Annotated in this window: 11 protein-coding genes; 8 read left to right on the forward strand and 3 right to left on the reverse strand. The window is 73.9% G+C overall.

Going from position 1 to position 10216, the window contains the following annotated elements; all coding sequences use genetic code 11:
* The first annotated feature begins 69 nt into the window (after positions 1–69).
* A complete protein-coding gene (locus tag ABT300_RS07260) occupies positions 70–1182 on the forward strand; it encodes a peptidoglycan-binding domain-containing protein (RefSeq protein ID WP_351673011.1) in 1113 nt (370 codons plus the stop codon).
* Positions 1183–1280: 98 nt separating this feature from the next.
* On the opposite strand, the gene ABT300_RS07265 is transcribed toward ABT300_RS07260, so the two are convergent.
* Both ABT300_RS07265 and ABT300_RS07270 read right to left on the reverse strand, forming a co-directional pair.
* A complete protein-coding gene (locus ABT300_RS07265) occupies positions 1281–1985 on the reverse strand; it encodes an HAD-IA family hydrolase (protein WP_351673026.1) in 705 nt (234 codons plus the stop codon).
* Between the two features lie 116 nt (positions 1986–2101).
* The gene (locus tag ABT300_RS07270; protein WP_351673012.1) at positions 2102–2683 is read right to left on the reverse strand and encodes a TMEM165/GDT1 family protein; all 582 of its coding nucleotides are present in this window, start codon (positions 2681–2683) and stop codon (positions 2102–2104) included.
* A gap of 385 nt (positions 2684–3068) precedes the next feature.
* Here ABT300_RS07270 and ABT300_RS07275 point away from each other — a divergent pair, with 385 nt between their 5' ends.
* The 4 genes from ABT300_RS07275 (at position 3069) to ABT300_RS07290 (ending at position 7077) form a co-directional block, all read left to right on the forward strand.
* Positions 3069–3713, forward strand: coding sequence for an HNH endonuclease family protein (locus tag ABT300_RS07275; protein WP_351673013.1), 645 nt, complete (start codon positions 3069–3071; stop codon positions 3711–3713).
* A gap of 78 nt (positions 3714–3791) precedes the next feature.
* Complete coding sequence (locus ABT300_RS07280) at positions 3792–5492, forward strand: alkaline phosphatase D family protein (protein ID WP_351673014.1); 1701 nt, start codon at positions 3792–3794, stop codon at positions 5490–5492.
* A gap of 239 nt (positions 5493–5731) precedes the next feature.
* On the forward strand, positions 5732–6181 hold the full coding sequence (locus ABT300_RS07285) for a DoxX family protein (RefSeq protein WP_351673015.1): 450 nt from the start codon (positions 5732–5734) through the stop codon (positions 6179–6181).
* Between the two features lie 284 nt (positions 6182–6465).
* Positions 6466–7077, forward strand: a complete 612-nt coding sequence (locus ABT300_RS07290) for a DedA family protein (protein ID WP_351673016.1) — start codon at positions 6466–6468, stop codon at positions 7075–7077.
* 221 nt (positions 7078–7298) lie between these two features.
* On the opposite strand, the gene ABT300_RS07295 is transcribed toward ABT300_RS07290, so the two are convergent.
* On the reverse strand, positions 7299–7538 hold the full coding sequence (locus ABT300_RS07295) for a DUF2277 domain-containing protein (RefSeq protein ID WP_351673017.1): 240 nt from the start codon (positions 7536–7538) through the stop codon (positions 7299–7301).
* A 98-nt stretch (positions 7539–7636) separates the two neighbouring features.
* Here ABT300_RS07295 and ABT300_RS07300 point away from each other — a divergent pair, with 98 nt between their 5' ends.
* From ABT300_RS07300 to ABT300_RS07310, 3 genes are all read left to right on the forward strand, one after another.
* Positions 7637–8587: a ketopantoate reductase family protein gene (locus tag ABT300_RS07300; protein ID WP_351673018.1), complete on the forward strand. Its 951-nt coding sequence runs from the start codon at positions 7637–7639 to the stop codon at positions 8585–8587.
* A 173-nt stretch (positions 8588–8760) separates the two neighbouring features.
* On the forward strand, positions 8761–9669 hold the full coding sequence (locus tag ABT300_RS07305; protein WP_351673019.1) for a serine hydrolase domain-containing protein: 909 nt from the start codon (positions 8761–8763) through the stop codon (positions 9667–9669).
* 122 nt (positions 9670–9791) lie between these two features.
* Positions 9792–10157: a DUF8825 domain-containing protein gene (locus tag ABT300_RS07310; protein ID WP_351673020.1), complete on the forward strand. Its 366-nt coding sequence runs from the start codon at positions 9792–9794 to the stop codon at positions 10155–10157.
* Positions 10158–10216 lie beyond the last annotated feature (59 nt).

Below are 10216 nucleotides of genomic sequence, written 5' to 3' on the forward strand. Positions count from 1 at the left end.
GGCCGTGGGCGAACGGTTGTGTGGAGGATCTGCATAATCTCTGGAGTTTGGAAGGGAAGGGCCGAACACGTGATCGATCCGACGGGGCGGCAGAGGCGGCCGGGACGGCCGGGACTGCCGTGCCCGGAGTGCGGAGCGCTCCGCGCGCCCGACAACACCCCGTCCTGCGTCTGCGCCCGACGGGCCTCCGACGCCCTGCGCGACACGCGCACGGCGGAGGCGGCCGCCGCGGAGGACTTCGATCCGTTGCGCATTCGGCCATACGTGGAACTCGACGAAGCGGAACCGGACGGAACGATCCGGCGGGAGATCCCCGGCGCGACCGACGTGACGATGCCGGTGCCGACGGTTCCGGGGGTTCCGGGGGTTCCGGGGGTTCCGGCCGACGCGACCATGCCCCTGCGCCGCGTGGACCCCCTCGCCCCTCCGCCGGACGCCACGGTGGCGCTGCCCACTCCGCTCGCTCCCCCGGGCCTCGAGCCCGCCGCAGCCGATCTACGACTGTTCGGGACGGGGTACGCCGGCAGGCCTCACCAGGACGCCGAGGAAGCGCGCCCGCGTCCGCGCCGCCGCCGGACGCTGCTGATCGCGACGACAGGCGCCGTCGTCGCCGTGGTGACCGCGGCCGGTTTCGCCGCCGGACTGTTCACCTACGAGAAGCCGACCCGCGAGAGCGCGGCCCCCGAGGACGTGCGGGCCGCCGTGCCCGCCCCGTCCGTCAGCGCGTCCGCCGCGTCGCCGTCGGCGAGCCGCTCCGCGCCCCCGTCCGCCTCCCGATCCGAGGCCCCGCCGTCGCCCGCCGGGAGCGAGAGCCCGTCGCCGTCCGTGACGCCGGAGAGCGCCACGCCCACCGCGTCCCCGTCGACCGAGGCGAGCACGGCGGCGGCGACCGCCGACGCCCCGCGCCCCTCGGGACCCGACCAGAGCGCCGACGTCATCCACAACGGCGCCGCCCGCGTGGCCTCCCTGCAGCGCGGCGACCAGGGAGCCGAGGTGACCGAACTGCAACTGCGGCTGAAGGCGGTGTTCTTCTACGACGGCGAGGCCGACGGCTCCTTCAGCGGCGAGGTCGAGGACGCCCTGCGCGACTACCAGCGGTCACGGGGGACGACGGAGGACGGCATGGGCGTGTACGGCCCGGTGACCCGGGCCCGTCTGGAATCCGAGACGAAGGAGCCTTAGCCGCCTCCCGGGCCCCGGCCCCGCCCCGCCCCGCCCCGCCCCGCCCCGGGCCAATCGAAAACCACGGAGGACCCGAACTCGAACCCGCCGCCCCGGGCTCAGCCGAGGTGGATCCGGACCGCCGCCTCCCCCGCGCCGCCGGCATCCCCGGCGCCAACGGCATCCCGCATGCCGCCCGCGCCCCCTATGGCCTCCACCCGCACCTCGCGGAGATCCCGCACGACCGCGTCCGGCCCGTGCGCCGCCGCTCGCGGCCCCACGCCGACGACTCGCATGCCGGCGGCCCGCCCCGCCGCGATGCCCGCCCCGGAGTCCTCGAAGACGACGCAGTGCGCCGGATCGACGCCCAGCTCCGCCGCGGCCTTCAGAAAGCCTTCGGGGTCCGGCTTGCTCGCACCCACCGACTCCGCGGTGACGCGCACCTCTGGGAGCTCCAGCCCCGCCGCGGCCATCCGGGCCATGCACAGCAAGACGTCGGCCGAGGTGACCAGGGCGTGCGGGACGCCGCGCAGGGAGGCGAGGAACTCGGGCGCGCCGGGCACCGGGACGACGCCGTCCAGGTCGGCCGTCTCCGCCGCGAGCATCCGCGCGTTGTCCTCGAGGTTCGCACTCATGGGCCGGTCGGGCAGCAGCACGGCCATCGAGGCCTGCCCCTGCCGACCGTGGACGACCTTCATGACCTCGTCGCCGTCGAGTCCGTGGGCTTGGGCCCAGCGCCGCCAGATCCGCTCCACGGCGGCGCCTGAGTCGACGAGGGTGCCGTCCATGTCGAGGAGGAGGGCGCGGGCGGTGAGGACCGGCATCATCAGCTCCAGGGAGGTAAGGACAAGGCGGCCCCGCCCGCCGGTCAGGGAAAACGAGCGGGAGCCACTTTGTTTCCCTACGGTACAAAACAAGGGCCCTTCGGCGCCACCCGGCCTCAGCCGGCGATCGCCTCCCAGAGGCTCCACACGCCCAGCAGCAGCATCAGCAGGGCCGCGATCCGGGTGATCAGCGTCAGCGGCACCCGCTTCATCAGGGCCTTTCCGCCGACGATGCCGAGGCCGGCCACCGCCCACAGCGCCAGCACCGCGCCGAGGCCGACGGAGAGCGGATCGTCGTAACGGGCGGCCAGGTTGGCCGTCATGATCTGGGTGAGGTCGCCGAACTCGGCCACGAGGATGAGCATGAAACCGGCGCCGGCGACCTTCCAGAAGGACTGGTCCTCGGGCCGCCGGACCTCCTCGTCGTCCTCGTCCTTCTTCAGCAGCAGCACGGCCGCGCCGCCGAGGAAGAGGACGCCGGTCAGCGCGTGCACGATGTGCTGCGGCAGCAGGGTGAGCACGCTGCCCGCCGCGACGGCGAGGGTGACGTGCAGGGCGAAGGCGGCGGCGATGCCCGCGAAGACGTACGAGGCGCGGTAGCGGGCGCCGAGGACGAGTCCGGCCAAAGCGGTCTTGTCCGGCAGCTCGGCCAGGAAGACGACGCCGAACACGAGCGCCGTCACGGTGATGCTGATCAAGGTTCCTCTATCGGTCGGGCCGCCCCGCCGAGAGTGCTGCAGTCATTGCGAAGATCCTCGCGAAGACGCCTCGGCACGGCAGCACACGTCATCCGTGCCGTGCGGCACGGATGGGCACTGCTTGCCGAAGGTCTCGCTGGCGGGCCCCGTCATCACGGACTCGCCTCCGGGCGCCGGCTCAGACGAGCTGAGCAGTATGTCGACGGTCCGGCGAAGAGCTACTCCCCTTCTGCGCCGTCCAGTGTACGAGATCGTTCCGCCGTAGACCTTGTCGTGTCATGCACTCGTCACTAGCTTCTCATCGGACGCACATCTCCCCGCAACGCGGCGGCGCGAGCATTCCCGTGCTCGTGCTGCAACACCCCGCCTCCCCAACGGAGTTCGCATGTCGAAGTTCTACGCGCGTGGACGGCTCAGCGCAATAGCCGCCCTCACGGCCCTCATAGCCTCGGTCGGGCTGTTCCAGTCCCCGACCGCCTCCGCCGCTCTCCCCACGCCGGTCTCCGCCGCCACCGCCCGCACCTACCTCGCCTCGCTCACCGTGCAGGCCGAGAACCGCACCGGCTACGACCGCGACCTGTTCCCCACCTGGATCACCATCAGCGGCACGTGCAACACGCGTGAGTACATCCTCAAGCGGGACGGCACGAACGTCGTCACCAACTCCGCCTGCACCGCCACCAGCGGCAGTTGGTACTCCCCGTACGACGGCGCCACCTGGACCGCCGCCTCCGACCTCGACATCGACCACCTGGTCCCGCTCGCCGAGGCCTGGGACTCCGGGGCGAGCGCCTGGACCACCGCCCGACGCCAGTCCTTCGCCAACGACGTGACCCGGCCGCAGCTCATCGCCGTCACGGACAACGTGAACCAGTCCAAGAGCGACCAGGACCCGGCCGAGTGGATGCCGTCGGTCACGTCGTACCGCTGCACCTACGTCCGCGCCTGGGTGCAGGTGAAGTACTACTACGGCCTCTCGGTGGACTCCGCCGAGAAGAGCGCGCTGACGAGCTATCTCGCCGGCTGCTGACCGGTCCGCGGCCGCCCGGCTCTCCCCCGGGACCCTTGTCGTTCCGTACCGTACGGTGCGACGGAGGAGGGCGATCACGTGGCCGGACTGCGACTGGGACCACTGCTGAGGTACGCCGACGGCTCGTCCGCGACCGTATGGGTCGAGGCGAGCCGTCCGTGCACCGCCGAGGTGCGCTGTGCCGACGGCGCGGGCGGCGCCGCCCGCACCTTCCAGGTGGCGGGCCACCACTACGCGCTGGTCGAGGTGAGCGGCCTGACGGCGGGCTCCTCGACGGCGTACGAGGTCTTCCTCGACGGGTCACGCGTGTGGCCGCCGTCCGACTCCCGCTTCCCGCCCTCCGAGATCCACTCCCCCGCCGCCGAGCGCCCCGGAACCGAGGGCGGGACCGAGGGCGGAGGCGGAGGCAGGGACGGGGACGGGGACGCGCCCGGCGGCGACGCCGTCCGGGTGGCGTTCGGCTCCTGCCGCTGGGCGGCGCCCCCGGCCGGCGGGAACGACCCGGTCGGCCCCGACGCGCTGGACGGCCTGGCGGCACGCCTCGCCGCCGACCCGACCGCCGAACGCCCGGACGTGCTGCTGCTGTTGGGCGACCAGGTGTACGCCGACGAGGTCTCCGACGCGACCCGCGAGCGGATCGACGCGCGCCGCGGGCTGACCGACCCTCCGGGCGCCGAGGTCGCGGACTACGAGGAGTACACCTGGCTCTACTACGAGTCCTGGCGCGACCCCGGGGTGCGCTGGCTGCTGTCCACCGTGCCGACGTGCATGGTCTTCGACGACCACGACGTGATCGACGACTGGAACACCTCCGCGGCCTGGCTGGCCGACATGCGGGCCACGTCCTGGTGGCGCGAGCGGGTGCTGAGCGGACTGATGTCGTACTGGGTGCACCAGCACCTCGGGAACCTGTCCCCGGCCGAGCTGGCCGCCGACCCGCTCTACGCGGCCGTACGCGACGCGCCCGACGGCACCGACGTGCTGCGCGCCTTCGCCGACCGGGCCGACACCGACCCGGCGTCCGTGCGGTGGAGCTACCGGCGCGACTTCGGGCGGGTACGGCTGCTGATCGTCGACAGCCGGGCGGCGCGGGTCCTCGAGGAGGACCGGCGCGCGATGCTCGACGAGGGCGAGCGGGCGTGGCTGCGGGCCCAGGTCCTCGACCGTCCCGGCTCCTACGACCACCTTCTCATCGGCTCCTCGCTGCCCTGGCTGCTGCCGCATCTGGTGCACGACGCCGAGGAGTGGGACGCGGCCCTGTGCCGGGGCGAGCGGGGCGCGCGCTGGGCCCGTTTCGGGGAGAGACTGCGGCGCGGCGCGGACCTGGAGCACTGGGCGGCCTTCCCGGAGTCCTTCGTCGAGCTGGCGGAGCTGATCGCCGAGACGGGGACGGGAGCGGACGCGCCGGCGAGTGTGCTGGTGCTCTCCGGGGACGTGCACCACGCCTATGTGGCCGAGGCGCGCTGGCGCGACACGCCCGGGCCGGACGCCCGGGTGCTGCAGCTCACCTGCTCCCCCGTGCACAACTCCGTCCCCCTGTCGATCCGGGCGGGCTTCCGCTTCGGCTGGAGCGCCCTCGCCCGCGCTCTCGGCCGCCGCCTGCGACGGCACGGCCGCCGCCCGCGGCTTCCCGTGAGCTGGCGCAAGAAGGGCGGGCCGTGGTTCGGCAACCAGCTCATGTCGCTGACCCTGCGCGGCCGTTCCGCCCGGTTGCGGCTGGAGCAGGCGCAGAAGGACGGGGCGCTCGCCACGGTGGAGGAGTCCGACCTTGCCTCCTGAGCTGAGCGCCCGCTCCGGACCAGCTCTTCGACTACTCCCTGATTACCCGTCAAAAAGGGTAATCCGTAAGGTGGTTGCCCCTCATATTCGTCAGCGATGGCCAAAGTTGAACTAGCAAGCATTGGTGAGGTTGACCTAACGTTGACCGCTCGTTCGGTACCGCCGCCCCCCGACGACGGGTCCGGTCCGCTCCCCGTTTCGGGACCGACCCGTCCGACACCGAAGGAGCACCCCCCACCATGTCCGTTCGTCTCGACACCGCGCAGCCGTACGCGGTCGGCCTCTACCGCATCGTCGTCGGCCTGCTCTTCACCTGTCACGGCGCGGCCTCGCTCTTCGGCGTCCTCGGCGCCGAGGCCGCCGGCCGCACCGTCGACGCCGGCGCCTGGCCCGGCTGGTACGCGGCCGTGATCCAGCTCGTCTGCGGCAGCCTCGTGCTGGTCGGTCTCGGCACCCGGCCCGCCGCCCTGCTCGCCTCCGGCTCCATGGCGTACGCGTACTTCAAGGTGCACCAGCCGCACGCCCTGTGGCCGATGGAGAACGGCGGCGAGGCGTCGGCGATGTTCTGCTGGGCCTTCCTGCTGCTGGTGTTCACCGGTTCCGGCGCCCTGGGCCTGGACCGCCTGATCGCGGACCGCGCGGCCACGAAGCGGGAGCCCTCGGCACAGCAGGCGGCGGTCTCCGTCTGACCCGAAGGCACGCGCCGTCCCACGAGCTCACGCCCCACCAGCGACCGCTCCACCCGTGATGCGCTCTCCCGCCAGTGCCCCTCCCGCGACCGCCCGGCTGCACCGCCGCCGGGCGGTCGCGGGCATCCTGCGGGTGAAGGTGCTGCGCCGAACACACGAGCCCCCCGTGAATCCGCTGTCACACCCCCGGCGTACGCTGTATGGCTGTCATTGGCCGCACCTGCCGCTCCCCCGCGACACAGCGGCACGGTCGGTCGTCACGGGGGAGACACGGGGAGTTCGCGGTGTTCGACAGTGTGGGGGCGTTGCTCGGCAGCCCGTGGATCTACGCGGTGGTGGGCCTGTCGGTCCTCCTCGACGTGTTCCTGCCGGTGCTGCCCAGCGGGGTGCTCGTCATCACGGCGGCCACGGCCGCCGCGGCGGGCTCGGGCGCGGCGACCGGACAGGTCCCGCACGACGTGCCGGACGTCATGGTCCTGATCCTCTCCGCGGCGACCGCCTCGGTGCTGGGCGACCTGGTGGCCTACCGGCTGGCCTGGCGCGGCGGCGAGCGCCTGGACCGGGCGATCTCCCGGTCCCGGCGGCTGACCACCGCGCAGGAACGTCTCGGCGAGGCCCTGGCCCGGGGCGGGGGCGCGCTGGTGGTGCTGGCCCGCTTCGCCCCGGCCGGCCGCTCCGTCGTCTCGCTGATCGCGGGCGCCGCGCATCGCCGCCCGCGTGAGTTCCTCCCGTGGTCCGCGCTGGCCGGTCTGTCCTGGGCGGGCTACAGCGCCGCCCTCGGCTATTTCGGCGCCCACTGGCTGGGCACGACCTGGCTGGCGACGGGGGTCTCGGTCCTCGCCCTGTTCGGCGCGGGCGCCGCCGCCGGCTTCGTCATGCGCCGCCAGCCGGCGTAACGGCCCCGGCCAGGCCCGGGGGCCGCACAGGGACCTCCCGCGGGCCCGCGGCTCCGGCGGCTCCGGCGGCTCCGGCGGCTCCGGCGGCTCCGGCGGCTCCGGCGGCTCCGGCGGCAGCGATGATCCGCGATCCGCGCGGCTCGAGCGCGCCCGCGTGCCGCCCGTGCCGCACACCCCGCACAGGCCGTCCAGGGCTGGACCGGGACGTTCGACAGGGGTCGCTACGCCCGCGCCGTGGCGCCGCCGCGGGACGCGCCGCGCACCTCGAGGCCGTCCAGCAGCTCGGCCGTGGCCGCGGCGACGGCCTCCACCGCCCGCTCGAACACCTCCCGGTTGTGCTCGGCCGGGGCCCGGAAACCGGACACCTTGCGGACGTACTGCAGGGCTGCGGCGCGCACCTCGTCCTCGGTCGCCTCCTCGGGCAACGCGGGCGGACGCAACGTCTTGATACTCCGGCACATGCCCACAGTCTGCCCCCGCGCCCCCCTCCTGTGCCACGATCATCTCTCTGGCGGCCACCGCTCCCGCGGGGCCGACCGACGAGAGGAACGACAGCACCATGCCGTACGACATACGCACCGTCGCCGTCCTCGGCCCCGGCGGGGTGGGCGGACTGCTCGCCGCCCTGCTGGCCCGCGCGGGAGTCCGGGTGACGTGCCTGGCCGGCGAAGACACCGCGAAGGTCCTGCGCACGCAGGGCATCCGCGTGCGCAGCGCCGCGTTCGGCGACTTCACCGCCCCCGTGGACGCGGACACCGAGCTGCGCGCTCCGGTCGACGCCGTCCTGATCGCCGTCAAGCACACGGCGCTCGACGCGGCTCTGACCCGCGTCCCCGCCCCGGCGCTCGGCGAGGACACCCTGCTCGTGCCGTTGCTGAACGGCGTCGAGCACCCGGCCGCCCTGCGTGCGCACCACCGTCCGGACGGGGTCGCTCCCGGCGTCATCCGCGTCGAGTCCACCCGCGTCGCCCCGGGGGTGATCGAGCACGGGAGCTCGTTCGCCGAGATCGACCTGACCGGCGACGCGGTGCCGCGCCCGCGCCTCGACGCGCTCGCGCGGACGCTGACGGCGGCCGGTCCGACGGTCCGCGTGCTGCCGGACGAGAGCGCCGCCCTGTGGGCGAAGATGTCGTTCCTCGCGCCCTTCGCCCTGCTCACCACCCGCCGCGCACTGCCCCTGGGCGAGGTGCGCACCCGGCATCGCGAGGAGCTGGCCGCGCTGGTCGAGGAGACCGCCGCCGTCAGCACCGCCTGCGGCGCGCCCGCCGACCCGGCCGCGGTCCTCGCACGCTACGACGTCTTCGCCCCGGCCATGAAGTCCTCCATGCAGCGCGACGCCGAGGCCGGGCGGCCTCTCGAACTCGACGCGATCGGTGGGGCGTTGCTGCGCGCAGCCGAGCGGCACGGGGTGCCGGCGCCGGTGACGGCGCGTCTGGTGCGGGAGTTGACGGACCTGCACGGAGCGGCGGCCGCCCGACCGGACGTCAGTCCGCCCGGCGCCTCTCGCTAGCAGCCGCGCGGCGCAGGTCCACGCACGGTCCGGGGCGGGCGAGGCGGGCAGGGCGGGCATCGCCGGGGTGCGGACACGCGCGGCGGACGTCGGCGTCGAACGTACGATCATGACGTCCTCGGGCGAACTCGGCCTGGCCGCCGCCCTGTTCACGAATCACGGAAGAAGGACACATGCCCTTTCCCGTCCTCGACGCCGTGTCGCGGGCGAGGTCGCTCGTGCGTCGTCGCGTTCCGACCTGTGTGCTCACCCACGCCGGCCCGCCGTCCCTCAGCGACGGTCACGCCGTCGACCGGTACGTGCCGATCGCCTCGCTGACCAAGGTCGTCACCGGCACGGCGCTGACCCGGATGGCCGCGGCGGGCGTGCTCGCCCTCGACGATCCGGTGGAACGGTGGCTGCCCGCGGCCCCCGCCACCGGGATCACGCTGCTCCACCTCGCCGAGCACACCTCCGGCCTGCCCCGGCTGCCGCCGGGCCCCCTGCCTGACCGGGACCCGTACGCGGCGTTCGACCTTCCGGCGCTGCACGCGCTCCTCCCCCGGCTGGACGAGCTGGCCGTGAACCCGCCGGGGAGCGGCGAGGAGTACTCCAACCTCGGCTACGCGATCCTCGGCGCGGCCCTGGCCGCCGCGGCCGGGACGACCTACGAGGAGCTGGCGGAGGCGTACGTGCTGCAGCCGCTGGACATCGCCGAGATCACCGCGCGTCCCGCCCCCGAGCGGTGTCTGCAGGCGCCAGGGCTGTTCGGCGGCGCCCGCAGGCCCTGGACGATGGACGGCGCGATCCTCCCCGCGGGAGGCCTGTGGGCGACTCCACGCGCCGTTGCCGACCTGGTCGTCCGGCTCCTCGTGGAGCGGCGGCTGGGCGACCCCGCGCCCACCTGGATCCGGACCGGCAGGCTGGTCTGGCACAACGGGGCGACAGAGCTCGCGTCGCTGTTCGCCGGGGCCGTGGACGACGGTCGCTGGGTGGTCGTCCACCGTCTGAACGCGGAACCGGAGGAGACGGACCAGCTGGGCGTCTCACTGCTCCGACAGGCCGCCGCCCGGACCGGGGACGACGCCGGGCAGTCGACCTGACGCCCCAGGCCCTGTCACGCCCCGTCCCAAGTCCACCCCCGCGCCATTAATTCGAACATTCGTTCACACGAACACCCCGAAGGAGCTCGCTACTCAAAATCGAACAGGCGTACCATTGGCGCGTGGCTACGACCTATGACTTTCCCAGCGACCTGCGCGCCGGTCAGGAGGAGCTGCATCAGGTCCGGGCCGAGCTGTCGGCCCTGCTGAAGCGGCTTCCCTGGTCGGTCGAGCCCTTGGACGGCTACAGCGACACCGGCGGCTGGCGCAAGGTCGAGCGGCCCGCCTCACCCGGCTGGACGGCGGACGAGCAGGCCGAGGTGGAGAAGCTGCGGCGGCGGGAGCACGAGCTCGCGGTGTTCGTGACCTGCCACCGCTTCTGGGCGGAGGTCGCCGCGGCGGACCGGGTCGAAGCCCGTATGACCCTCAAGCACGCCCCCGAGCCACCCCACGACCCGCACCCCGACCCCACGGCCCGACAGCCCTGACCTCGGCGGCCCGGCAGCCCTGGCCGGATACGCCGACGGCCCCCCGGGGAACGGGGGGC

Source organism: Streptomyces sp. NPDC001027, from assembly GCF_040299045.1.
Lineage (GTDB): Bacteria > Actinomycetota > Actinomycetes > Streptomycetales > Streptomycetaceae > Streptomyces.